Annotated in this window: 22 protein-coding genes; 13 read left to right on the top strand and 9 right to left on the bottom strand. The window is 70.5% G+C overall.

Going from position 1 to position 21,865, the window contains the following annotated elements:
- Positions 1-54: 54 nt before the first annotated feature.
- Positions 55-396, bottom strand: coding sequence for an ArsR/SmtB family transcription factor (locus ACRYCC_RS09815; RefSeq protein ID WP_433810512.1), 342 nt, complete (start codon positions 394-396; stop codon positions 55-57).
- Between the two features lie 157 nt (positions 397-553).
- Between ACRYCC_RS09815 and ACRYCC_RS09810 the strand changes: the two genes are divergently transcribed.
- Positions 554-709: a hypothetical protein gene (locus ACRYCC_RS09810; protein ID WP_433810511.1), complete on the top strand. Its 156-nt coding sequence runs from the start codon at positions 554-556 to the stop codon at positions 707-709.
- A gap of 99 nt (positions 710-808) precedes the next feature.
- On the opposite strand, the gene ACRYCC_RS09805 is transcribed toward ACRYCC_RS09810, so the two are convergent.
- Positions 809-1,045, bottom strand: a complete 237-nt coding sequence (locus ACRYCC_RS09805) for a DUF397 domain-containing protein (RefSeq protein WP_433810509.1) — start codon at positions 1,043-1,045, stop codon at positions 809-811.
- On the bottom strand, positions 1,046-1,879 hold the full coding sequence (locus ACRYCC_RS09800; RefSeq protein WP_433810508.1) for a Sco1979 family transcriptional regulator: 834 nt from the start codon (positions 1,877-1,879) through the stop codon (positions 1,046-1,048). It lies immediately after the preceding gene.
- A 306-nt stretch (positions 1,880-2,185) separates the two neighbouring features.
- On the opposite strand from ACRYCC_RS09800, the gene ACRYCC_RS09795 reads away from it, so the two are divergent.
- Together ACRYCC_RS09795 and ACRYCC_RS09790 are read left to right on the top strand one after the other, a co-directional pair.
- Positions 2,186-2,677, top strand: coding sequence for an ATP-binding protein (locus tag ACRYCC_RS09795; protein WP_433810506.1), 492 nt, complete (start codon positions 2,186-2,188; stop codon positions 2,675-2,677).
- Between the two features lie 152 nt (positions 2,678-2,829).
- Complete coding sequence (locus ACRYCC_RS09790) at positions 2,830-3,069, top strand: hypothetical protein (protein ID WP_433810504.1); 240 nt, start codon at positions 2,830-2,832, stop codon at positions 3,067-3,069.
- 1 nt (position 3,070) lies between these two features.
- Here the strand turns inward: ACRYCC_RS09790 and ACRYCC_RS09785 are convergent, their stop codons facing one another.
- On the bottom strand, positions 3,071-4,732 hold the full coding sequence (locus ACRYCC_RS09785; RefSeq protein ID WP_433810503.1) for an ATP-binding SpoIIE family protein phosphatase: 1,662 nt from the start codon (positions 4,730-4,732) through the stop codon (positions 3,071-3,073).
- 664 nt (positions 4,733-5,396) lie between these two features.
- Positions 5,397-6,074, bottom strand: a complete 678-nt coding sequence (locus ACRYCC_RS09780; protein ID WP_433810501.1) for a TetR/AcrR family transcriptional regulator — start codon at positions 6,072-6,074, stop codon at positions 5,397-5,399.
- 416 nt (positions 6,075-6,490) lie between these two features.
- On the opposite strand from ACRYCC_RS09780, the gene ACRYCC_RS09775 reads away from it, so the two are divergent.
- From ACRYCC_RS09775 to ACRYCC_RS09755, 5 genes are all read left to right on the top strand, one after another.
- Complete coding sequence (locus ACRYCC_RS09775; protein ID WP_433810499.1) at positions 6,491-7,078, top strand: sigma-70 family RNA polymerase sigma factor; 588 nt, start codon at positions 6,491-6,493, stop codon at positions 7,076-7,078.
- Positions 7,079-7,216: 138 nt separating this feature from the next.
- Entirely contained in the window at positions 7,217-7,612 is a 396-nt protein-coding gene (locus ACRYCC_RS09770) for a CBS domain-containing protein (RefSeq protein WP_433810497.1), read from the top strand.
- Positions 7,613-7,655: 43 nt separating this feature from the next.
- Positions 7,656-8,390 (top strand): ANTAR domain-containing response regulator, encoded by a 735-nt coding sequence (locus ACRYCC_RS09765; RefSeq protein ID WP_433810495.1) that lies wholly within the window; start codon positions 7,656-7,658, stop codon positions 8,388-8,390.
- A gap of 156 nt (positions 8,391-8,546) precedes the next feature.
- On the top strand, positions 8,547-10,430 hold the full coding sequence (locus ACRYCC_RS09760; RefSeq protein WP_433810493.1) for a SpoIIE family protein phosphatase: 1,884 nt from the start codon (positions 8,547-8,549) through the stop codon (positions 10,428-10,430).
- Positions 10,431-10,839: 409 nt separating this feature from the next.
- The gene (locus tag ACRYCC_RS09755; RefSeq protein WP_433810492.1) at positions 10,840-12,039 is read left to right on the top strand and encodes a glycosyltransferase; all 1,200 of its coding nucleotides are present in this window, start codon (positions 10,840-10,842) and stop codon (positions 12,037-12,039) included.
- A gap of 180 nt (positions 12,040-12,219) precedes the next feature.
- On the opposite strand, the gene proS is transcribed toward ACRYCC_RS09755, so the two are convergent.
- Positions 12,220-13,668 carry a proline--tRNA ligase gene (gene proS, locus ACRYCC_RS09750; protein WP_433810490.1) on the bottom strand — a complete coding sequence of 483 codons (1,449 nt, stop codon included), beginning with the start codon at positions 13,666-13,668 and terminating at the stop codon, positions 12,220-12,222.
- A 145-nt stretch (positions 13,669-13,813) separates the two neighbouring features.
- On the opposite strand from proS, the gene ACRYCC_RS09745 reads away from it, so the two are divergent.
- Complete coding sequence (locus tag ACRYCC_RS09745) at positions 13,814-15,457, top strand: ABC-F family ATP-binding cassette domain-containing protein (RefSeq protein ID WP_433810488.1); 1,644 nt, start codon at positions 13,814-13,816, stop codon at positions 15,455-15,457.
- A gap of 65 nt (positions 15,458-15,522) precedes the next feature.
- On the opposite strand, the gene ACRYCC_RS09740 is transcribed toward ACRYCC_RS09745, so the two are convergent.
- Both ACRYCC_RS09740 and ACRYCC_RS09735 read right to left on the bottom strand, forming a co-directional pair.
- A complete protein-coding gene (locus ACRYCC_RS09740; RefSeq protein WP_433810486.1) occupies positions 15,523-16,068 on the bottom strand; it encodes a YceI family protein in 546 nt (181 codons plus the stop codon).
- A 79-nt stretch (positions 16,069-16,147) separates the two neighbouring features.
- A complete protein-coding gene (locus ACRYCC_RS09735; RefSeq protein WP_433810484.1) occupies positions 16,148-16,381 on the bottom strand; it encodes a DUF6158 family protein in 234 nt (77 codons plus the stop codon).
- Between the two features lie 156 nt (positions 16,382-16,537).
- Here ACRYCC_RS09735 and ACRYCC_RS09730 point away from each other — a divergent pair, with 156 nt between their 5' ends.
- The gene (locus tag ACRYCC_RS09730) at positions 16,538-16,978 is read left to right on the top strand and encodes a 2,4'-dihydroxyacetophenone dioxygenase family protein (RefSeq protein ID WP_433810482.1); all 441 of its coding nucleotides are present in this window, start codon (positions 16,538-16,540) and stop codon (positions 16,976-16,978) included.
- On the top strand, positions 16,975-18,186 hold the full coding sequence (locus tag ACRYCC_RS09725; protein ID WP_433810480.1) for a cytochrome P450: 1,212 nt from the start codon (positions 16,975-16,977) through the stop codon (positions 18,184-18,186). The genes ACRYCC_RS09730 and ACRYCC_RS09725 overlap by 4 nt, the downstream gene beginning before the upstream one ends.
- 43 nt (positions 18,187-18,229) lie before the next feature.
- Here the strand turns inward: ACRYCC_RS09725 and ACRYCC_RS09720 are convergent, their stop codons facing one another.
- Positions 18,230-19,765 carry a bifunctional phosphatase PAP2/diacylglycerol kinase family protein gene (locus ACRYCC_RS09720; RefSeq protein WP_433810478.1) on the bottom strand — a complete coding sequence of 512 codons (1,536 nt, stop codon included), beginning with the start codon at positions 19,763-19,765 and terminating at the stop codon, positions 18,230-18,232.
- A 306-nt stretch (positions 19,766-20,071) separates the two neighbouring features.
- Here ACRYCC_RS09720 and ACRYCC_RS09715 point away from each other — a divergent pair, with 306 nt between their 5' ends.
- Positions 20,072-21,016 carry an ABC transporter permease gene (locus ACRYCC_RS09715; protein ID WP_433810476.1) on the top strand — a complete coding sequence of 315 codons (945 nt, stop codon included), beginning with the start codon at positions 20,072-20,074 and terminating at the stop codon, positions 21,014-21,016.
- Between the two features lie 19 nt (positions 21,017-21,035).
- Positions 21,036-21,824: an ABC transporter ATP-binding protein gene (locus tag ACRYCC_RS09710; RefSeq protein WP_433812126.1), complete on the top strand. Its 789-nt coding sequence runs from the start codon at positions 21,036-21,038 to the stop codon at positions 21,822-21,824.
- Positions 21,825-21,865: the final 41 nt, after the last annotated feature.

Below are 21,865 nucleotides of genomic sequence, written 5' to 3'. Positions count from 1 at the left end.
GCCGTCCGAGCCGTCCAGCCGTCCGAGCCGTCCAGCCGTCGAACCGGAAGGGGGCTAGCGGGCGGCCCCGGCCGCCGCGACGGCGGGCTCGGACCGCGGCGTGCAGGGGCCCAGGACGACGTCGAGCAGTCCGGGGAAGCGGGCCTCGAGCTCGTCGCGGCGGAGCGTGGTGAGCATGGTGCGGCCGGCCGGGCGCTGATGGATGACGCCGGCCTCCCGGAGCACCCGCCAGTGGTGCGTCGCCGTGGACTTCGAGATCTCGAGCGGCACGGCGTTGCAGGTGCATTCGCCGGCCTGGGCGAGGGTGCGCAGGATCTGCATCCTGACCGGGTGGCCCATGGCGGCCAGCACGTCCTCGAGGCGGATCTGCTCGGCGGACGGGTGATGCAGAGTCATAGTCCGACTGTACGCGAATAGTCGTCCGAAGTCGCGTGACGAACGTACGAATGTTCGCGTACAGTAGAACCGTACGAACATCCCCGTACAGTCGGACAGTCTACCCAGACCGGCACACTCCCCGACTCCACGCAGCTCGACTCCGCTGGAGGAAGACATGACCACAGCCCCGACGATCACGCCGGCCCGCAAGACCACGCCCCGCACGCCGACCGTCCGGAAGACCTCGCTGCGCGCCCTGGTCGTGGCCGCCCATCTGGAGCGCTCCGCCACGGCCCCGCGGCCTCGTCACACCGCCCGTAAGTCCACCTGACAGGCCCGCCCCCCGGAGATGGGGTGATCCGGTGCGGGCAGGGCACACGTGCGGCCGGCCGCTGTTTGGGGAATCGGCCGGCCGCACGTTCATGGGCGATCAGTTGATCAGGTTGTCGAAATCCCCGTCCTTGGCACCGAGGATGAGCGCCTCGATCTCCGGCCGGGTGTAGATCAGGGCGGGGCCCTCGGGGTGCCGGGAGTTCCGTACCGCGATGCTCCCACCGGGGAGTTCGGCCATCTCGACGCAGTTTCCCTGTGAGTTGCTGCGCCGGGACTTCTGCCAGTTAGCTCCGTGAATCTTCTTGGCGGGCATTCCGTTATAGGTATCGAGCATCTACGTCTCTCTGAGAATCTCGCCGATCATCTCGATGGTGCCGTCCGGCGTGGCGCTGTCGACGCTCAGGCGCTCCATGGCCTGGAGATAGACGTCGACGTCATCGCGTTTGTCCAGATAGAGCGCACCCGTGAGAGTTTCGACGTACACCACATCCGGCAGGTCCGGCTCGGGAAACCGCAGGATGGTGAACGCCCCGCCTTCGGCGGCATGGCCGCCGAACTTGAACGGCATCACCTGAATGGTCACGTTGGGCAGCTTGGACACGTTGATCAGGTGTTCCAGCTGGCCACGCATCACCCCGGTGCCGCCGATGGGGCGTCGCAGTGCCGCCTCGTCCAGCACCGCCCACAGCCGGGGAGGATTGGCCCCGGTCAGCCGTTGCTGGCGTTGCAGGCGCAGGCCCACTCGCTGATCGATCTCTTCAGCGGTGGCACCACCATTGCCCAGGCCGATGACGGCTCGGGCGTAGCCCTCGGACTGCAGCAGCCCCGGCACGAACTGAAGCTCGTAGGTACGGATCAGTCCGGCCGCCTCCTCCAGACCGACGTAGGTCTGGAACCAGTTGGGGAGCACCTCGGCGTACCGATGCCACCAGCCCGGAGCGTTGGCCTCCCGTGCCAAACCCAACAGCGCCTCCCGCTCGGAATCGTCGGCGACGCCGTACAAAGTGAGCAGGTCGGCTACGTCCCGCTCTTTGAAGCTGACCCGGCCAAGCTCGAGCCGGCTGATTTTTGACTCCGACGCACGGATGACGTACCCGGCATCCTGACGGCTCACGCCCCGCTGCTCTCGCAGCCGGCGCAGTTGTGAGCCGAGCAGGATTCGACGCACGGTCGAACCGGACCCCGCCGCTTCAGGAGTCACGTCTCTGCCTCTCGATCATGTGGCGGACAGCGCACCAGTGTGCCACTCCGCTCCAGTCCTTTGCGGCTACCTCCGTCCCCCGACTGACTCCGCACCCTCGACGGCGAAAATATCTGCCGCCTCGGGCTAATGCACGTGCATCGGGCCTTGCATTCGCACGCTACGATGCGCAGGATAACGCACGGGACTTCAGTGTCACGGCAGCACACGAGAACACTCCGCGGGGTTCGTATGACGTCACGCCACGCAAGCGACGAGACCTTGGACGACCGCGTGCGCCCTTCATCGGCCCAGGACCTGCCCCCGTCGCTCAGCACCGCGCTGGCCCGTCTCACCAGTGGTGACACGCCTGCCGCGATGTTCGAACTGAAGCCCGACCCCGAGTCCGTGACCGAAGCCCGCCACTTCACGACCGCCACGTTGGAAGACTGGGGGCTGGGCGCGCTGTGCGACGACGTCGCGCTCGTCGTCTCCGAACTCGTCACCAACGCCCTGCGGCACAGCCTGCCGCCGCGGCTGGCCGAGGCCCCCGGCCCCATCCGGCTGCGCCTGCAGCACGAGTCGTCGTTCGTCCTGTGCGGCGTGCTGGACACCGGCTCGGCGGCCCCGCGCCGCCGTGAACCCGACTTCATCGCGGAGACCGGCAGGGGGCTGCACATCGTCGAGTCCTTCAGCGCGACCTGGGGCTGGACGCCGCTGGAGGACGGCGGCAAGGTCGTATGGGCGTTGTTCCGGGGCACCGGCGGCCCGGCCGGCACACCCTAGGCAGGACCTGGCCAGGCACCGGGCGCGCGGGCGTATCGCGCGGCCGACCGGGGGTGGACACGGTTCATCCCCGCACGTCATCTGACGCATTCATTCCGGACGGCCCGGGCGACATTGGGAGAGTCACACCTCCCCAGCACGCGGAGTCTCCGATGATTCTCCTGGCCATGATCGCCACCCTCAGCGGGGCGGCGGTCTTCGTGATCTACCTTCTGGAGTTCGCCCTGACCACCCGGCGTGACCAGCTGTCCGCGGACACCCGCAACGCGGCGACGCGCCGTGCCCGGCGCGCCGTGGGCATCTACGTCAGGCGGTCCCAGACCATCGACCTCGGGCGGCCGGCCGGCGACCTGGCCGAGCCCGTCGACCCCGGCAGAACGCCGGTGCCGTGACTCAGCCGGGCAGGGAATGCTCGAACCACACGACCTTCCCGCTCTCGGTGCGGCGGTCGCCCCAGCGCTCGGCGAGGAAGCTGACCAGCTGCAGGCCGCGGCCGGACTCCGCGTTGTCATCGGCGCTGCGCAGACAGGGCAGTTCACTGCCGTCGTCACCGACCTCGCACAGCAGCGTCGACATCCTGATCAACCGTAAGGTGATCTCCCCGGCTCCGTGCACCAGCGCGTTGGTGACCAGCTCACTGGCCATGAGCTCGACCGTGTCGGAGATCTCGGTGAGATCCCATTCGCGCAGCCGCTCGCGCACCATGGCCCGCATCTTCGGCACCATCGCCGGCTCCGCGGCCAGATCCCACACGGCCACGTCCCGCGCCGGGATGCCGTCCAGGCCGAGCGCGAGCAGCGCGATGTCGTCCCGGCGCACCTCGGGAGTGAGCGCTTCGAGCACGGCGTCACAGGTGGCGTCGAGCGCCCGCGGCGCCCCGGTGAGCTGCGCGCAGAGCGCGGCGAGCCCCGCGTCGAGGTCCTGGTCCCGCCGTTCCACCAGCCCGTCGGTGCACAGCACCAGCTGAGAGCCCTCCTCGGCCTCGAACTCGAGGGTCTCGAAGGACCCGCCGCCGACCCCGATCGGCACCCCGGACGGCATCTCGACCAGCCCGCTCCGGCCCTGCGGTGACACCAGGACCGGGGGCACGTGACCGGCATTGGCCACCTGGCAGCGTCCCGCGACCGGGTCGTACACGAGGTACAGGCAGGTGGCGATGTAGTCCTCACCGAACCGGCGTGACAGCTCGTCGAGCCGGCGCAGCAGCTGGTCGGGGCGCAGGTCCTGGGCGGCCAGCATCCGCACCGCGGTGCGCAACTGCGCCATGATCGTGGCGGAGGTCAGCCCGTGCCCCATCACGTCGCCCATCACGATCGCCAGCCGGCAGCCGGGCAGCGGGATCGCGTCGAACCAGTCGCCCCCCACCTTGGCCGCCGCGCTGGCGGGCAGGTAGCGGTAACAGACCCGCGCGCCGGCGATCTCCGGGGGCTCGGTGGGCAGCATGCTGCGCTGCCGCTGCCGGGCGATCCGGACCTCCCGCCGGTACAGCCGCCCGTTGTCGATGCTCATCGCCGCGCGGTGCGCGAGCTCCTCCACCAGCTCCACGTCCGCGGCGTCGAAGGGTGGGCGGTCCGCCTTGCGCATCAGCACGAGGTCGCCGAAGACCCTGTCGCGGGCGACCAGCGGCACGACCAGCAGCGACCGGTCGCGCAGCAGCGGCAGCAGGTCACGGTCGGGGAACCGCCCGGCGAGCCACCCGGCCAGCTCCGGGGTGACCCGCGGGATGAGCACGCTCCGGCGGTCCCGCATGCACTCGATCGAGGGACTCCCCGCCGGCAGCGCCAGCGTCTCGCCCTCCGGCGCCATCTGGTCCCAGCGGCCGGGTGCCTCGTCGTGCACGACCACCACGCGCTGGACCGTGGCCAGGTCGCCCGGTCCGCCGGGCGGCAGCGCGAGCTCCCGGACCACCTCCTCGAGCAGTTGCAGCGCGGCGAAGTCGGCGAATCTCGGCACCAGCGTCCCGGCCAGTGCCCGGGACGTCTGCAGGTGGTCGAGCGAACCGGCGACCTGCTCCTCTGCTTCGCTCAGGAACGCCATCCGTTCCCGAACCCTCATGTACCCCAACCCCTCCGGATGCGCCCACGTGGATGCGGCCCCTGCGGCTGTACGGTGTCGCGCCGCCGATCCCACGCGGCGGCGCGGGGCCGGGGCCGGTCGTGCCCGGGCGGGCGGTCTCTGGGTGGAGCGTGTGCGGCGGGGGCGTGCTCGGGCAGGTCGTGCCTGAGCAGGTCGTGCCTGGGCAGGTCATGCCTGGGGTGGTGCGGCGGGTCGTGCGGGAGGTCGGGTGAGGCCGGTACGGAGTGGGGCGGATCGCTGGGACAGGTCGTGATCACGACCGGTCCGGCGACGCGGAGCGGATTCCGCTCCAGTGGCCGAGGCGGTCGGGCCTCGAGCCTGCGAGCCGGCCGGCTTCCGGTGTTCACGACGCGGACGCCTCCCCCTGGTGACCTCTGCCGAGCCCCCGAAAAACCCGCGGTGAACATGACGCTACAAGGAGCGACCGGCGCGTGCCGGGCACTCTCCCGAACTGCACTGGAACTGGTAACACGCTGTAAACAAACCCGGTCAGCCGACTACAGAGCGTTCCCCGAACGGATCACGTGCGCCGATCAGCGCGCTCCCCTCCCGGCCAGGCCAGCTCAGGCCACGCCAGGTCAGCTCAGCTCAGCTCAGCTCAGGCCAGCCCACGTCAGGTCAGGTCAGGTCAGGTCAGGTCAGGTCAGGGAAGGTGCCCGGCGAGGATCGTCCGGACCAGGCCCCGTGCGTAGTCGTCCGGGTCCGGCGGCAGCTGAGCGGCCGCCGACACCGCGTGCTCACCGGCCAGCAGGGTGAGGAAGGCGTGCTGCTGACATGCCCCGAGCAGCGCGGCGGCCAGATACGGGGGGCGGGTGTCCTCGGTCAGCCGGCCGGCCGACCGCTCGGCCTCCAGGTAGGCGATCAGTCGCGCGTGCCCCTGGACGGGGCCGCCGGGCGGCGGTGCGTCCGCCCGGGAGGTCACCGGACCGGGCGGAGCGGGGTCCTTGGGGCCGTGGCCCAGGGCGGGGCCGCCGCGCCGCAGCCAGCCCAGCACCTCCCGGTCGGCGAGCGCCGACCCCGTCATCGGCAGCAACTCCGCGTAGAAGGGGACCGCGGCGGACGCCAGCCGGGTGAGGTTGTCCTCGACGGTGTTCTCGCCGACGGCCGACAGCAGCTCCGTCATCGCGCCGCGTATGCCACTGGCGACCCGGGCCAGCGCGCTGCCGAACAGCGCGCTCTTGTTGTCGAAGTGGTTGTAGAGGCTGCCCTCGGAGACCCCGGCGGCACGGGCGATCTCCTTGGTGGTGGCCGCGGTGACGCCGCGTTCCCTGATCACCTCGATGGCGGCACCGAGGATCCGCTCGCGCATCGGCTGGGCCATGGCCCTCCTTCCCCCGGCTGAAGTTAGCACAGCCCATGAGTGAGCACTCACCCAAGACACCACCCCGTACACTGGAGCTGTATGCCGGGTTTGCCCTGGTAAATACGGATCTGTGACGTACGCCACGGAACCTTGTTGCCATCCTTATGCGTCTTCATTAGTGGGACCAGAGATAAGCGGACCACACACCGTCGCCGTCTGGGCCGGAGTGCCCGGTGCGGCGAGCAGCCCGAAACACCTTGGTCACCAAGCCACACGTCGGCACGACCCCCCTCGGCCCACCCGCCAAGCGAGGTTCGGAGCGTCATGACCTGGCGCCGAGCCGATCGGCATCACCGGACACCCATCCGGGGAACCGCCCCCCCGCCCTACGGGAACGGACCCGTCCACTCGAGACAGCAATTTACGGAGTGATGATGAGCATTGTCGCCACGCCGGTTCGCCAGGAGAACCACCTCGCCCAGTCGGATCGCTACGAGCGTGACGTCCTCCCGCTCGCCGAGCCGCTGTACGCCAGTGCCCTGCGCATGACCCGTAACAGCGCCGACGCCGAGGACCTGGTGCAGGAGACGCTGGCCAAGGCCTTCGTGAACTTCCACCAGTTCAAGGAGGGCACCAACCTGAAGGCCTGGCTGCACCGGATCCTGACGAACAACTTCATCAACCTGTACCGCAAGAAGCAGCGAGAACCACAGCGCACCGGCTCCGACGAGCTGGAGGAGTGGCAGCTGTCCCAGACCGAGTCCCATGCCGCGGGCCTGCGCTCCGCCGAGCGGGAGGCGCTGGAGCGGATGCCCGACAGCGGGGTCGTCGCGGCCCTGCGCTCCCTTCCGCGGGACTTCCGGCAGGCGGTCTACCTCGCCGACGTCGAGGGCTACGCCTACAAGGAGATCGCCGTCATGATGGGCACCCCGATCGGCACGGTCATGTCCCGGCTGCACCGCGGCCGAAAGCAGCTCCGCGAAATGCTGACCGGCTCCGAGGAGCACGTTCTCGCAGCCTGACGGCAACCACCCCCGCACCCCCGTACGAATCCGTACGGGGGTGTCTCGCGTCCGGGACCGCGCATAGGACCTCTCCTGCTGGGTAGAGGGCGCAGCACCCGACAGGAGGCGACAGTGAAGCGGAAGGTACGCGATCTCATGACGCCTGAGCCGGTGTCCCTGCCACTCGGAGCCACGCTCGACGAGGCCGCCCGGGTCATGCGCGACCAGGGCATCGGAGACGTGCTCGTCACCGTCGACGGGATGCTCTGTGGCGTGCTGACCGACCGCGACATCGTCATCCGTGCGGTGGCCGAGAACCTGGATCTGACCCGTACCGCGCTGGCCGAGGTGTGCACCGCGCAGATCGTCACCGTCCACGCCGACGACGACGCCGCCGACGCGATCGAGCTCATGCGAAAGCGGGCGATACGACGCCTTCCCGTCGTCCAGGGCAGACAGCCGGTCGGCATCGTCTCGCTCGGCGACCTCGCCATCGAGCAGGACGAACACTCCGCGCTCTCCGACATCAGCAAGGCCCCGCCCAACATGTAAGGGGGCAGTCATGGCCAGGTGCAAACCGGATAACGTTGCGGATGTGCCCGACACCCGCTCGGTGATCTCTGACGAGCTCGCCATCGAAATCGCCCGCCTGGGGCTGGTCCGCGAGTCCTCTGAGGTCCGCACACTGCACCGGGTGACCGAGCTCGCCGCCCGCGCGGTGACCGGTTGTGCGGGAGCGACCTCCGTACGCTGGCTGCGCGGAGACGGATCGGAGCCCCCCGAGCCCCTGGTCTGCGCGGGCAGCCACCCGGCGCTGGCCGAGCTGGTCGATCTCCAGCTCGCCCGCGGAGAGGGGCCCATCTTCGACGTGGTGACCACCCACACTCCCCTGAACTGCGAGGACACCCTCGCCGAGACCCGGTGGCCCACCTACACCCCGGCCATGCTGCGGCGTGGCGTCCGGTGCTTCACCACCACCCTGCACGAGACCGACGAGATGCTGATGACGCTCACGCTGTACGGCGTGCTGCCGCGATCCCTGGACCCTCGGCAGCTGTCGGTCGCCGCGCTGCTCATCGCCCAGGGCGGGGCCGCGGTCTCCAACACCCGGCAGTACGACGACGTGCACCGCACCGCCGTACAGCTGCAGACGGCGGTGGAGACCCGTGCGGTCGTGGACCAGGCGAAGGGCATTCTCATGCACGCCCTGGGCTACGACGCCGACCGGGCCTTCGCCGAGCTCCGGCGCATCTCGCAGACCCGTCACGTGAAGCTCACCGCACTGGCCCAGCGCATCGTGGACGGTGGCGGCGTCCAAGGGACGAAATGACATAACTTGGACTCGGTAGCGAAGTAACGGTTCCGATCCTTCCTCGTCGCTTTCGCTCCCCGGCCGGGCATACCATGCGCAGACTGGGTCACATAGGCCGTACCGATGACGCGGCCGTGCGCCTTCGTCGTCGTCGCTCAGCGCAGGGAGCTGTGCATGTCAGATGGGCTCGAACCCGCAACGGTGATGCGGGAGATCAGCGATCTCGGGCTCCGCATCGGGGAGCTGCGTCAGGCCGCCTCGATGCCCGCACCCGACCTTCGGGCGACCCTCGAAGCGGCCCTGATGGAGCTGGATCTGGCCTTGTCCGCGCTGCGCACCCTCGGTGACCTGCAGATCGTGGCCGGCGAGGACGACGGGGGATCCGCCGCCGAGACCGAGCGCCGGGTGCTGCGGACGGTCTTCCAGGACGCTCCCGTGCCGCTGTTCCTGCTCGACCGCGACGCCGGCGTACGCCGGGTGAACCAGCAGGCCGCGCTGCTCCTCGGCACCTCCTCCGGCTACGTCTCCGGCAAGCCCTTCCCCATCTTCTGCGACCTGTCGACGCGGGCCGCCCTGCGCAGCCAGCTGGCCGCGGTCGTGCGCACGGGCACGCGAGGTCATGCCAAGGTGCGCTTCCTGGGGAAGAAGTCCCCGGTCGACGCCGTGGTGACGCTGGCCAGGGTGTGGATCCGCGGCGAGGCCGACCCGCTCGTGATCGCCGCGGCAGCGGTCGTGTCCGGCCGGCAGCCCGAGCAGGGGCCGCCGGAGGACGAGATCACGGCCGGTGACGACGCGGTGGCCACCGTCATGCACCGGATGGACGTGCTCGCCTCCGCGACCGAGCTCCTGCTGGCCGAGCCGCTGTTCAACGAGTCCGTGGCCGTGCGCCGGTGCGCGCGGCTGCTCGCGACCGAGCTGGCGGACTGGGCGATCATCGACGTCGCGCAGGACGGCGACCTCCGCCGCCAGGTGGTCTTCGGCCCCGACGACGAGCGCTGCGCGGAGGTCTCCCGGCTGGTCGAGGCTCTCGATCCCGCGCCCGGCGCCCTGCCGCACACCGTCTACGGCAGCAAGCAGACGGCGCTGCACGCTCACATGGAGGACCTCGACATCCTCGGCGTGACCGAGGCCGGCATCTCGGTCTGCGGCCTCATGGGCGCGACCTCCATGCTGAGCGTCCCCATCGAAGACGGCGAGAACTGCCTGGGCGCGATCACCCTGGCGACCAGCGGTGAGCACGGCCAGTTCGACCTGATGGACCTGGGCGTCGTGCAGCGGCTAGCCCGTCAGCTGGGCCTGGTCATCCGGGCGGCACGGCTCTACCAGCGCAGGTCCGAGGTGGCCGACGGCCTGCAGGCCAGCCTGCTGCCCCGCGAGCTGCCCACGATCCCCGGGCTGGAGGTGGCCGCCCGGTACATCGTGGCCACCCGGGGCGTGGAGGTCGGCGGCGACTTCTACGACGTGTTCGAGACCATGAACGGCTGGGGCTTCGTGCTCGGCGACGTGTGCGGAAAGGGCGAGGAGGCCGCCGCCGTCACCGCCACCGCCCGGCACGGCGTACGGCTGCTGTCCCGGTGGAAGACCGAGCCCGCCGAGATCCTCACCATGGTCAACCAGGCGCTGATGTCCGAGGACCGCTTCGTGACGGCGGTGCTCGCGGAGGTGACCGAGCGGGGGGCCGGCCTGGGCATCACGGTCGGCTCCGCCGGCCACCCGCCGTCCATTGTGATCCGGGCCGACGGGGTGATCCGCATGACCAGTGGCGGAGGGGTGCCGCTCGGCCTCTTCGACGACTTCGAGCCCGCCATCGAAGGGCTCGACCTGGAGCCGGGCGACACCCTGTTCATGTACTCCGACGGGGTGCTCGACGCCTGCGACCTCATGCGGCAGCGGTTCGGCCACGAACGGCTGATCGAGGTGCTCGCCACCTACAACGGCCGCCCGTTGCACGAGGTGCTGGTGGCGGTGGAGCGCGCGCTCGTCGACTTCTGCGAGGGCGACCTCTCCGACGACGTCTCCATCCTGGCGCTGCGCGTACAGCCCCTCGGACTGAACTGATGTGACCCAGGTCACATAGCTGTTTATTGCATTCGGGGTTTGGTGAGGGCCCCGGCAGGCAATCATTACCCCCGTAGGTGCCTAAGACGCAGGCACAACTTCTGGAGACAGGTATCCCCTGTCCCGATCACCGGAGTTGTGCAATGCGCGTCCCAGGCACCTTTTCGGTTTTCCCCCGCCAGGTGGTCCACTCGCTGGCGGCTCAGGGACGCACGCGGCTCTCTTCGCCGTCTGCCACGTCACACCTCTCGTCACACCTCAGGTCACACCTCAACGGCCTCCGCCGCACGCGGAAGCCGTCTCACATAGCAACACCCTCCCCCCTACACCGGCCGGTCGCGGACGTTCCCGTTCCGGGATTCCCGCTTCCGGCCGGAGACCACCTTCCCCAGCGCCAGGAGATGTTCCGATGAAGATTGCCATGATCTCCGTATCGGCCAGCCCGCTCGCCGCCGCCGACGGGGCCGACGCCAAGAGCGTCCACGTCGCCGAGCTCGCCCGAGAGCTGGGGGCCCAGGGCCACCAGGTCACCATCTACACCCGGCGTACCGACGAGGCGCAGCGCAACCGCGCGAAGTTCGCCACCGGCGTGACCGTGGAACACGTGACGGCCGGCCCGATCCGGCAGCTGTCCACCGAGCAGCTCCTCCCCCACCTCGCCGCCTTCGGCGGGCAGCTGGCCACTCGCTGGGCCAAGGCCGCTCCAGACGTCGTCCACGCCCATGACTGGACCAGCGGGCTCGCCGCGCTGTCCGGGGGCAACGGCCTGGGGATCCCGATGGTCCAGAGCTACCACTCGCTGGGCGTGATCGAGCAGCGCTACACCGGGACGGCGGGCCCGGCGGCGCGCATCCGGCTGGAGAAGGCCACCGGCCGTACGGTGGACGCGATCATCGCCGGCTGTGTGAACGAGCGCGAGGACATGGTCGCGATGGGCATGCCCCGGCGGCACATCACCGTGGTGCCGGCCGGCATCGACGTGGAGAAGTTCACCGAGCAGGGTCCCGCCTACCCGCGCAGCGACAAGCGCCGGCTGCTGATGCTCTGCGGCCCGGACGAGAGCAAGGGCGTCGGCACCGCGATCACGATGCTCTCCCGCGTCCCCGGCGCGGAGCTGGTCATCGCCGGCGGCCCGCAGCGCGAGGACCTCGACATCGACCCGGATGTGCACCGGCTGCGGATCCTCGCCAAGGAGCACGGCGTCGCCGACCGCGTGATCTTCCTCGGCCGGGTCGGCCGCCGGAACGTGCCGCGGCTGCTCCGCTCGGCCGACCTGGTGCTCTCGCTGCCCGCCTACGAGCCGTACGGGCTCGTCCCGCTGGAGGCCATGGCCTGCGGCATCCCGGTGGTCGCCACCGAGGTCGGCGGGCACCTGGACACCGTGCTCGACGGCGTCACCGGCCTGCTGGTGCCGACCGGCCGGCCGATCGAGCTGGCCCGGCGGATCCGCGGGCTGCTGGCCGACCCGACCGGCCTGGAGGCCCTGGGCATCGCCGCCGCGGACCGGGTCCGCTCCCGGCACGCCTGGTCGCGGGTGGCCCGGGAGACCATCGCCGTCTACCAGCGGGTGGCCCGCCTCGAGATCGAGGAACTGGAGTCCATCGCCTGACCCACCCTCCCAGGGCGACCAAGCCACCCCCGAACAAGCTCCATGCACCAGCCCGGCGAACGGCCCCGTGGACATCCACGGGGCCGTTCCACGCCGTGATCACGGAGGTTGGGCGGCGGAGTGCGGCTCAATCGGTGGCTCGGCACCCGCCTCAGCAGGCCCGCCTCAGTGAGGCTTGGCTCAGTAGGCCTTGCCGAAGATGACGCGCTTGCCGTAGGCGGAGGGGCGGTCGCACTTCACGCACTGGCCGCTCTCCTCGGGCGCCTCCGTCGGGATGACCCGGGGAGTCGCGGCGGTCTCCGCCTTGATGTCGTCCTCGCACTCGCTCCGGCCGCAGTGGAAGGCGCGTGCCCAGCCGCCGGCGACCTGCGTGGCGAAGTCGGCCCAGGTGCCGACGTCCGCGGTGTGCTCGTCACGGAAGGCCTCCGCCCGCCGGAGCAGGAAGGCCTGGAACTGCTCGAGGATCTCGGGCAGCAGCCCGGGCAGCTCCTCGAACGGGATCTGCTCCTTGCCCTGGCCGACCTCGGTGGGCAGCCGGCGGGAGAGCGTGGCGACGCCGCCCGCCAGGTCGCGCGGGCCGATCTCCAGCCGGACCGGGACGCCGCGCATCTCCCACTCGTTGAACTTGTAGCCCGGTGAGAGCTGCGGACGGTTGTCGTCCACGTGCACGCGGATGCCCGCGGCCTTGAGCGCGGCACCCAGCTCACGGGCCTTCGCGGCGGTCTGCTCGCCCTGCTCCTTGCGGCCGATCGGCACGATGACGACCTGGTAGGGCGCCAGCCGTGGCGGGAACACCAGCCCCTTGTCGTCGCCGTGGGTCATGATGACCCCGCCGATCATGCGGGTGCTCATCCCCCAGGAGGTGGTGTGCGCCAGCGTGAGCTGCCCCTCCACGTCCTGGTACTGGATCTCGAAGGCCTTGGCGAAGTTGGTGCCAAGGTAGTGGGAGGTGCCCGCCTGCAGGGCCCGGCCGTCCCGCATCATGCCCTCGATGGTGTACGTCCGTACCGCCCCGGCGAAGCGCTCGCCCGGGGTCTTCTCGCCCGCGACGACCGGCATCGCGGCGAGCTCGCGGGCGAGGCCGGCGTAGGCGTCCAGCGCCCACATCGTCTCGCTCATCGCGTCGTCCTCGTCGACGTGGGCGGTGTGGCCCTCCTGCCAGAGGAACTCGGTGGTCCGCAGGAACATGCGGGGCCGCATCTCCCAGCGGACCACGTTGGCCCACTGGTTGAGCAGCAGCGGAAGATCGCGGTATGAGTCGATCCACTTGGCCATGTACTCGCCGATGACGGTCTCGGAGGTGGGCCGCACGACCAGCGGCTCCTCCAGCTCCTTGCCGCCGGCGTGGGTGACCACGGCCAGCTCCGGCGCGAAGCCCTCGACGTGCTCGGCCTCCCGCTTGAGGTACGACTCCGGGATGAACATCGGGAAGCAGGCGTTCTCGTGGCCGGCTTCCTTGATCCGCCCGTCCAGGTCGGCCTGGATCAGCTCCCAGACGCGGTAGCCGTACGGACGGATCACCATGGTGCCCCGCACCGGTCCGCGGTCGACGAGCTCCGCCCTGATGACGACCTCGTTGTACCAGGCAGAGAAATCTTCGGTCTGTGGGGTTACGCCTTCCCGACTCACGCACGTGAGGGTACCGCTACCAGGCCCACGTCCCTACTCGATTACGGCTCCCGCCGGCCACTTGGTACCACGCTGCGGCAAATGCAGTTGGCCTGGCAGGACATCGTGACCGACACTAGGCAGTCGTACTAGGGGGTTTTCTGCCGTGGGGCATGTCGAGGTCGGTCATCTGAGTCACGTGCTCCCGGACGGGAGAGTCCTGCTGGACGACGTCTCCTTCCGGGTCGGCGACGGGGTCACCGCCGCCCTGGTCGGGCCCAACGGGGCGGGCAAGACCACCCTGATGCGGCTGGTCGCCGGAGACCTGACGCCGCAGGAGGGCACGATCTCCCGGTCCGGCGGGCTCGGGGTGATGCGGCAGTTCATCGGCAACATCCGCGACGACACCGACGTGTACTCCCTGCTGCTGTCCACCGCGGCGGAGGGGCTGCGCAAGGCGGGGGCGGAGCTCGAGGCCGCCGAGCTGGCCATGATGGAGCGCGACGACGAGCCCACCCAGATGCGCTACGCCGGCGCGCTGACGAGCTGGGGCGACGCCGGGGGCTACGAGGCCGAGGTGCTCTGGGACGCCTGCTGCACGGCCGCACTGGGCACCTCCTACGACTCCTGCCGGTGGCGGGACGTCCGGACGCTCTCGGGCGGCGAGCAGAAACGGCTGGTGCTGGAGGCGCTGCTGCGCGGCCCGGACGAGGTGCTGCTGCTCGACGAGCCGGACAACTACCTCGACGTGCCCGGCAAGCTCTGGCTGGAGGAGCAGCTGCGGGCCACCCCCAAGACGGTGCTGCTGGTCTCGCACGACCGGGAGCTGCTGGCCCAGGCGGCGCAGCGGATCGTCACCGTCGAGGCGGGCAAGGTCTGGGTGCACGGCGGGGGCTTCGTGTCGTACGCCGCGGCCCGGCGGGACCGGATCAGCCGGCTCGAGGAGCTGCGGCGGCGCTGGGACGAGGAGCACGCCAAGCTCAAGGAGCTGGTGCTGACACTGGGCCAGAAGGCCAAGTTCAACGACGGGCTGGCGTCCCGCTACCAGGCGGCGCAGACGCGGCTGCGCAAGTTCCTCGAGGAGGGCCCGCCGGAGGTGCCGCCCCCCGACCAGAGCCTCAAGATGCGGCTGCGCGGCGGCCGTACCGGCAAGCGCGCGGTGATCTGCGAGGGGCTGGAGCTGACCGGGCTGATGAAGCCCTTCGACGCCGAGATCTGGTACGCCGAGCGGGTCGCGGTGCTCGGCTCCAACGGCTCCGGCAAGTCGCACTTCCTGCGCATGCTGGCGAGCGTGGCGGAGGAGCTGCCGCGTGGCGCGGTCCCGGTCGCGTCCGTGCCGCACACCGGGGTCGGCAGGCTGGGCGCCCGGGTGCTGCCCGGGCTGTTCGCGCAGACGCACGCCCGTCCGGACCTGGAGGGCCGGACCCCGTGCGAGATCGTGATGACCGAGCACGCGCTCTTCCGCAACGACGCCATGTCGGCGCTGGCCCGCTATGAGCTGCAGCTCTGCGCCGACCAGCCGTTCGATTCGCTGTCGGGCGGCCAGCAGGCCCGGCTGCAGATCCTGCTGCTGGAGCTGGGCGGGGCGACGCTGCTGCTGCTCGACGAGCCGACCGACAACCTGGACCTGGCCAGCGCCGAGGCCCTGCAGGAGGGCCTGGAGTCCTACGCCGGGACGGTGCTGGCGGTCACCCACGACCGGTGGTTCGCCAAGTCCTTCGACCGGTTCCTGGTCTTCGGCTCGGACGGCGCGGTCTACGAGTCCGACCAGCCCGTCTGGGACGAGACCCGGGTGGTCCGCCCGCGCTGACCCGGCGCGGCCCCACCCCCGACCGGATCAGCGCCGGACTCAGCGGGCGCACTCGGCCGGCGGACTCAACCGGCCGGATCGACCGCGAGGTCGAAGGCGACCTCGACCTCGTCGGCCAGCTTGAGCGCGCCGAAGAAGGCGGAGTAGGGCTTGATCCCGAATTCGGTCTGCACCACGGTGGTGCCGCCCCGGACCCGGCCGTCGCCGGCGACGCCCCGGACGACGGCGGTACGGGTCGTACCGGCGATGGTGAGGTCGCCCTCCACGGTGAAGTCCTCGGGGGTACCCCGCACCCGGGTGGACCGGAAGGTGATCGTCGGGTGCCGGTCGGCCTGGAGGATCTTCCGCAGGTGCTTCTTGATGTCGGCCCGGTCCGAGTCGCCGAGGGGCAGCGCCCCGCCGGTGCCCTCGCGTACCTCCAGCGCGCCGACCTCGACCGTGACTGCCACCGAGGAGCTCTCGGGCGTGGCGACGGTGACGTCCGCGGACCAGCCGGTCGCCTCGATGGTCAGGTCGTGCCCGGCCTTGCGGCCGAGCCCGGCGCGTCCCGTCCTGAGCAGGAGCGATCCCGACTGCGGTCCCAGCGTGTGCGTGCCCTCGGTCAGTGCCATGATCTGAGGCTAGCCGCGCGGGTACGCCGCCCCGCAGAGCGCCTCGCGGGTGACCGCGGGGAAACCCGGGTGAACGGCCTCAGCCGCGGGCCCGGGCGCCTTCGCGTGACCGATTGGGGTCGATCTCCCGGCCGGGACGGCGCCGGAGATACTCGGTCTCCAGCTCGGCGGTGCGCACGGAATGCTCCTCGAACGCCTGGAGGGGGGCATGCCGCAGCGCGTCCATCCGGGTCTCGTACAGGTGAGTGAGCTCCCGCAGCAGGTCCTCGTCGCTGAGTTCGTCGGTGATCGGACCACGATGGCCGGTCGTCATGAACACACTCCTCACGTCAGCCGCGCGGGCGGTCCGCCCGGCAGAGGGGCCTTACCCGGGCACGCTCCGGCAAACCCTGCCCCCTTGCGTGGGCGCGGTGACCAACCTAGCGTTCGCTCAAGCAGTCAACGGGACGATCGACACGCGGGAGCCGCCATGACCGAGACACTGGGACCCCTGGTCGGACATCTGCACGCCGACGAGCACCCCTGGGTGAGCGCCGGGCCGGTGGGGCTGCAGGTGCTCCGGGTCTCGCCGGACACCTGGGTGGTCCGCAACCGGTTCCAGGCGGGCTACCGGCTGCCCACGCACAAGCACACCGGCGGGGTGCACGCCTACACCTTCTCCGGGCGCTGGCGCTATGCGGAGTACGGCATCGACTACACCACCGGCACCTTCATCTACGAGCCCCCCGGCTCGATCCACACCCTGACGATCACCGAGGACTCCGACATCCTCTTCATCATCGAGGGGGCCTTCATCGAGTACGACTCCGAGGGCGCCATCAGCGGGGTGGTGGACGGGGAGAGCACGCTGGCCGCCTACTACGCCCTGTGCGACGCCGCTGGCATCCCGCGGCCCGAGGTGCTGGGGTGATCCCGGCGGACTTCCCGGACGCCTGGTTCGCCGACGGGCACCCGGACCGGCTCTACGGCGAGATCCGGTCGCGGGGCGGGGTGGTGCGCCACCCCGCACTGCCCCGGCAGGCGGCCGGGCGCGGGGCGGGGAGCACGGCGCTGTGGGTCGTGGGCACGCACGCGGAGGTGCGCGCGATCGCCATGGACCCGGTGGCCTACCGCTCCGGCGACGGCATCCTGATCCCCGAGATGGACTTCGCCTACGACTCGCCACCGACGATGATGCACACGGATCCGCCCGGCCACACGCGCTACCGGGGGCTGGTGGCACCGGCCTTCCGTCCCTCGCTGCTGCGCGGCCTGGAGCCGGCCGTACGGGACCGGGTGCGCACCCTGCTCGCCCCCTTCGAGGCGGGCTTCGAGGGCGACGTCGTGGCGGCGCTGGCCGTACCGCTGCCGCTGCAGGTGATCTGCCTGATGCTCGGCATACCGGAGGAGGACTGGCCGCGGTTCTTCCGGTGGTCCGAGGCCATCATGCCGGGAGCCGGGGACCTGACCGAGCAGGAGCGCGACGCCCTGCGGATGGAGGCGGGCGGATACCTCGTCGGCGAGGCCCATCGGCGCCGCGGGGAGCCGAGGGACGACGTGATCTCCCTGCTGGCCCGGTCCGGCATGGATCAGGGCGAGGACCGGCTCACGGACGCGGAGCTGGTGATGTTCCTGATCCAGCTGCTCGTCGCCGGCAACGAGACGACCCGGCACTCGATCTCCGGCGGGCTGCTGGCGCTGGCCGGGCGCCCGGACCAGTGGGCGGCGCTGCGGTCCCATCCCGGGCTGATCCCGCAGGCGGTGGAGGAGATCCTGCGCTGGACCTCCCCGGTGGTCTACTTCCTGCGCACGGCCACCCGCCCCGCCCGGCTCGGCGAGGCGGAGGTGGCCGCCGGTGACCGGCTCATGCTGCTGTACGGCTCCGCCAACCGCGACACGTCGGCCTTCGGGCCGTCGGCGGACCGGTTCGAGGTGGCCCGGCGCGGCGACGCGCTGAACCTCGCCTTCGGGTTCGGCCCGCACTTCTGCCTGGGGGCGGCACTGGCCAGGATGGAGATCCGCATCGTGCTGGAGGAGCTGCTGGCGCGGTACTCCGTGCTCGAACCGCCCGGCCCGATCGCGTACAACGGCTCGTGCGTGGTCACCGGCCTCAGCCGGGCCCACCTGGCCGCGCACTGACCCGCGACCCGCCCGCCCTGTCCGCACGCCGCCTCGTGCGGGCTCACTTCGGCCGGGGGACGAAGACGGCGAGGCCTCCGGGCTCCTTGGTGAACTTCGCCGCCGTGGTGACCGAGAACGTCTCGCCGTCCCGGGCCAGCCGCAGCTCGGGCGCGGTCTCGGTCCGGCGGCGGGCCGGGCCCAGCAGGTTGTGCAGCGGCGGCCGGCGCGGTCTTCCCGGCCGATGGGCGCGCCCTCCCTGACCGGACGTCCGGCCGGCCGGGACGGCGCCGAGGCGGCGCAGCCGGCCGTTGCGGGGTGGTTCGGGGGCCACGGCCTCCACGGAGAGCCTGGTGGCCTGCCAGTGGGAGTACTCCGGGGTCACGTGCAGATGACCGGCCAGCACCGCCGTGATGGCCCGAAGGCGGCGGCCGTGGCGGCCGGTGGCGATCACCCGGATGTCGAGCTCGCCGTCGTCGAGCCGGTCCCGCCAGATCGGCGTGGCCCCCCGCGAGGAGTAGGCGCAGTTGCCGACGAACGCCAGCCACACGTACCGCCGGTCGCCGTTGACCAGCGTCTCGACCGGCTGGGTGTGCCGCATGACCCGGACGGCCGCCACCGCCAGGGCGGGCCACTTGCCGAGCCGGGCCTGCAGCCGTTCGCGCTGGTCGACCAGCTCGGTGTACGCCCCGAAGCTGGCCGTGTTGAGGAAGATGTGGTCCTCCTCGTCCGGGGTCTCGATGCGGCCCACGTCCACCTTGGCCACCGCCCCCTCCCGGAAGACCGCCAGCGCCTCGGTCACCGTGTCGATGCCCAGCGCCCGGGAGAAGTGGTCGAGGGTGCCGGCCGGGATGGTGAGCAGCGGCACCCCGTACCGCATCGCCGCCTGGGCCCCGGCGTTGACCGTGCCGTCGCCTCCCGCGACCGCGAGCACCCGGGCCCGCCCGGCCGCCTCGTCCAGCAGCTTGTCCAGATCGTCGTCCGGGCCGAACTCCACCACCTCGGCCCGCGGCAGCTCCGCCCGGAGCTGGTCGGCGATGCCCGGCATCAGTCCCTGCAGCCGGGGGGAGCTCGACCCGGCGGCCGAATTGATCACAGCCACCAGCCCGTCGCCCTGGTCGAGCTCGGTGGTGTCGCCGTCCTGGGCCGCCCGCCACGCCTCGACCGACCGGACCCGGGCGATGCGGGCGGGACCGGCGTGCGTGGTCCAGATCGTCCGGGTGACCAGCCCGGCCAGGATTCCCAGACCAACCCCGGCCAGCACGTCACCGGGATAATGGGCGCCGTTGTAGACCCGGGAGAAGGCGACCATGCCGGCCACCACGCCCACCGGCACCGCGACCGCGGCGGGAGCCTCCATCGCCACCCCGGTGGCGAACGCGGCGGCCGAGGCGGAGTGCCCGGAGGGGAAGGCCGGTGAGGTCGGGATCCGCCAGCGCACCCGGATGTGCGGCACCAGGTCGATGATCGGGCGCTTGCGGCGGAAAGCCTGCTTCCCCACCACGTTCACGATCGGGCTGGCGATGCCGATCCCGATCACCCCGCGCAGCGCGGCCCGCCGCAGCCGGGTCTGCCGGGTGCTCGCCAGGCCCGTGGCCACGGTGAACCACAGGACGGAATGGTCGGAAACGCGCGACAATCTGGGTAGTACATGTTCAAACCCTGTCAACCGCGCGTTCGCCACGGCGTCGAAGGCCCGGCGGTCGGCTTTGCTCAGTCTGCTGATGATCCCCATGGGCCCTGGTATCCCCACAGAATCGCGCATGATTCCAGGAAGATCACAGATCGGGCTCTACCTATGGGGGAACGTCGTTGTCACACCGTCAACTGCAATAGGCTCATCGCCATGAGTCACCCGGAACGGCCCTCGGGTGGCGGATCGGTCGACACGGTCGCGGAGCCCCCCATGAACAGCTCCTCGAGCCTGTCCGAGTTCGCCGCACAACACGGGCTGACGAAAAGCGCGGCCCGCCCCGCGCTAGGCAAGTACCTCAGCAGCGTGTGGCAGCGCCGAAATTTCGTCTGGGCCTTCGCCTCCGCCAAGAACATCTCGATGTACACCGAGTCCAGGCTCGGTCAGGTCTGGCAGATTCTCACGCCCTTGCTCAACGCGGGCGTCTACTACCTGATCTTCGGTCTGCTGCTGAACGCCAGCCGGCTCGGCCCCGGTGTCAAGTTCCTGCCCTGGCTGGTCGCCGGGGTCTTTCTGTTCGGCTTCACCCAGCGCTCGATCAACGCCGGATCCCGTTCGGTCGGTGACAATCTGTCGCTGATCAGAGCGCTGCATTTTCCCCGGGCGACTCTCCCGCTGGCCTATGCGGTCGTGGAACTCCAGCAACTGCTGCTGTCACTGGGCGTGCTGTTCGTCATCGTGCTGGTGTTCGGCGAGGTCCCCGATCTGAACTGGCTGCTCCTGCTGCCCGTGCTGCTGATGCAGCTGATGTTCAACGTCGGAATCAGCCTGGTGATGGCCCGCATCGGCGCCTTCAACCGGGACTTCACGCAGCTGCTGCCGTTCCTGCTGCGCACCTGGTTCTACTTCTCCGGTGTCATCTACAGCGTGGTGTCGCTGAAGCGGACCTCCGGGATCCGCGAGCATCCCTGGATCGGCCAGCTACTCGAGGCCAATCCCGGGTATGTCTACGTCGAACTCGCCCGTCGGTCGCTCCTGCCGGACTACCGAAAGTACGTCCATGAGCCCTTGCACTACGTGAACGGCAAGAACGTGGGCGGACTCGCCGAAGGCTCGGGCCTGCACCTGTGGTTCTACGCCCTGGGCTGGGCGCTGGCCCTGCTCATCGGCGGGTTCGTATGGTTCCACCGCGCCGAGGAGAGGTACGGCCGTGGCTGACACGAAGGTCAGAACTCCGGTGGCGGAGAAGAAGACGGAAAAGCCGGTGATCGACCACAACCGCGAGCCGATCGTGGTGGTGGACGACCTGCACGTCGTCTACCGGGTGTACGGCGCCGGCGGCAAGGGCAACGCGGCCTCCGCGTTCATGCGGATCGTGCGCCGCGAGCACCGGCCTTCGATGAAGGAGGTCCATGCGATCAAGGGCCTGTCCTTCGTCGTCTACCGGGGTGAGGCCATCGGCATCATCGGCGGCAACGGCTCCGGCAAGTCCACGCTGCTGAAGGCGATCGCGGGGCTGCTCCCGCCCGAGCGCGGCTCGGTCTTCACCGACGGCCAGCCGTCGCTGCTGGGCGTGAACGCCGCGCTGATGAAGGACCTGACCGGGGAGCGCAACATCATCCTCGGCTGCCTCGCGATGGGCATGAGCCCCCAGGAGACCCGGCAGAAGTACCAGGAGGTCGTGGACTTCGCCGGTCTCAAGGAAGGCTTCATCCAGTACCCCATGCGGACGTACTCGTCGGGGATGGGGGCCCGGCTGCGGTTCGCCATCGCGGCCGCCAAGACCCACGACGTCCTGCTCATCGACGAGGCCCTGGCCACCGGTGACGCCCAGTTCAAGGTCAAGAGCCAGAAGCGCATCGAGGAGCTCCGCAAGGAGGCGGGCGCCGTCTTCCTGGTCGCCCACCAGCTCGACGTCGTCAAGGAGACCTGCGACCGGGTGATCTGGATCGACGACGGCCAGATGATCATGGATGGCGATGCCGAAGAGGTCGTCGCCGCCTACATCGAGTCCACCAAGAAGTAGACCCCCGCTTCCGTACGACCCCTGCACGACCCCGCGTTACA

This window comes from Actinomadura scrupuli (assembly GCF_050971785.1).
GTDB lineage: Bacteria > Actinomycetota > Actinomycetes > Streptosporangiales > Streptosporangiaceae > Actinomadura_E > Actinomadura_E scrupuli.
Note: the sequence above shows the minus strand (reverse complement) of the source record. Positions and strands in the feature narration are given on the sequence as shown.

Bases quoted from the DNA above. Each gene is read 5' to 3' on its own strand.
- ACRYCC_RS09810 (WP_433810511.1), top strand. From the start codon at position 554: ATGACCACAGCCCCGACGATCACGCCGGCCCGCAAGACCACGCCCCGC.
- ACRYCC_RS09740 (WP_433810486.1), bottom strand. From the start codon at position 16,068: ATGGCACTGACCGAGGGCACGCACACGCTGGGACCGCAGTCGGGATCG.
- ACRYCC_RS09780 (WP_433810501.1), bottom strand. From the start codon at position 6,074: ATGGCCCAGCCGATGCGCGAGCGGATCCTCGGTGCCGCCATCGAGGTG.
- ACRYCC_RS09805 (WP_433810509.1), bottom strand. From the start codon at position 1,045: ATGCTCGATACCTATAACGGAATGCCCGCCAAGAAGATTCACGGAGCT.
- ACRYCC_RS09760 (WP_433810493.1), top strand. From the start codon at position 8,547: ATGTCAGATGGGCTCGAACCCGCAACGGTGATGCGGGAGATCAGCGAT.
- ACRYCC_RS09775 (WP_433810499.1), top strand. From the start codon at position 6,491: ATGAGCATTGTCGCCACGCCGGTTCGCCAGGAGAACCACCTCGCCCAG.
- ACRYCC_RS09715 (WP_433810476.1), top strand. From the start codon at position 20,072: ATGAACAGCTCCTCGAGCCTGTCCGAGTTCGCCGCACAACACGGGCTG.
- ACRYCC_RS09815 (WP_433810512.1), bottom strand. From the start codon at position 396: ATGACTCTGCATCACCCGTCCGCCGAGCAGATCCGCCTCGAGGACGTG.
- ACRYCC_RS09790 (WP_433810504.1), top strand. From the start codon at position 2,830: ATGATTCTCCTGGCCATGATCGCCACCCTCAGCGGGGCGGCGGTCTTC.
- ACRYCC_RS09735 (WP_433810484.1), bottom strand. From the start codon at position 16,381: ATGACGACCGGCCATCGTGGTCCGATCACCGACGAACTCAGCGACGAG.
- ACRYCC_RS09770 (WP_433810497.1), top strand. From the start codon at position 7,217: ATGACGCCTGAGCCGGTGTCCCTGCCACTCGGAGCCACGCTCGACGAG.
- ACRYCC_RS09755 (WP_433810492.1), top strand. From the start codon at position 10,840: ATGAAGATTGCCATGATCTCCGTATCGGCCAGCCCGCTCGCCGCCGCC.
- ACRYCC_RS09730 (WP_433810482.1), top strand. From the start codon at position 16,538: ATGACCGAGACACTGGGACCCCTGGTCGGACATCTGCACGCCGACGAG.
- ACRYCC_RS09785 (WP_433810503.1), bottom strand. From the start codon at position 4,732: ATGAGGGTTCGGGAACGGATGGCGTTCCTGAGCGAAGCAGAGGAGCAG.